The sequence below is a fragment of the Oleiphilus sp. HI0079 genome (assembly GCF_001635105.1).
Genome location: NZ_LWFT01001174.1, coordinates 1 through 1,198, shown reverse-complemented (window position 1 = coordinate 1,198; position 1,198 = coordinate 1). Strand labels below are relative to the sequence as shown.

Here is a 1,198-nt window from a genome sequence, read left to right as displayed (position 1 = left end):
GGGACAAGATATCTACAACATTGATCCGCTCAAAGTCGATTCTTTAAAAACCTCCCAAGTCATGTCGTTCGCTTTCGCCCAGCGCCACCAAATTTTGGCTGTTGAGGTCACTGCGAGCGAAGTTGTAATTGCCAGTGCGCAGCCATTTTCAAACGATTGGGAAAACGATCTAAAACACGTTCTGAAAAAAGAGATCCGCCGTGTTGTTGCAGACCCTTCTGACCTCAGACGCTTCACCGTCGAGTTTTATGAACTCGCCAAATCGGTAAACAAAGCGGGCGTTGATTCAGACCAAAGCGGCTATACGCAGAACTTTGAACAGATGTTGGAGCTTGGCGGCAACAACACGAACCCAGATGCGAACGACCAACACATCGTGAACATTGTGGACTGGTTGCTGCAATACGCGTATGACCAACGTGCAAGCGATATACATCTTGAGCCACGTCGAGAAATCGTGAATATGCGATTTCGAATTGACGGCGTGTTGCATCCTGTTTACGAGTTTCCTGCAAAAGTCGGGATAGCGGTCACGAGTCGGCTGAAGATTTTAGGCCGCTTAAACGTAGCCGAAAAACGCAAGCCACAAGACGGTCGCATTAAGACCAAAAACGCTGACAGCAAAGAGATAGAGTTACGCTTATCCACCCTACCTACCGCTTTCGGCGAAAAGCTGGTCATGCGTATTTTCGACCCGCAGGTACTGCAAAGCACCTTTGCCGATCTTGGTTTTGCTAATGAAGATCTAAATCGTTGGCGAGCAATGACCAAACAACCTTACGGCATTGTGCTGGTAACAGGCCCGACAGGCTCCGGTAAAACCACTACGCTTTACTCCACGCTACGTGAGCTTGCAACGCAAGAAGTGAACGTCAGTACTGTCGAAGACCCAATTGAAATGATCGAGCCTGCGTTTAATCAAATGCAGGTTCAAAACAACATTGATCTGGGCTTTGCTGACGGTTTAAAAGCACTTATGCGACAAGATCCGGACATCATCATGGTTGGCGAGATTCGAGATCTCGAAACTGCCGAGATGGCTGTGCAGGCTGCATTAACCGGCCATTTGGTGCTCTCCACCTTGCACACTAACGACGCGCCGAGCTCCGTCAGCCGTCTGCTTGAACTCGGCATTCCACCTTATTTAATTCGCGCGACCTTACTCGGGGTGATGGCGCAAAGGCTTGTGCGTACGTTG

At 49.3% G+C, this 1,198-nt stretch carries 1 protein-coding gene; it reads left to right on the top strand.

The window, feature by feature from the left end; all coding sequences use genetic code 11:
* On the top strand, positions 1–1,198 hold a 1,198-nt coding region (locus tag A3750_RS20930; protein ID WP_068548748.1), incomplete at both ends, for a GspE/PulE family protein.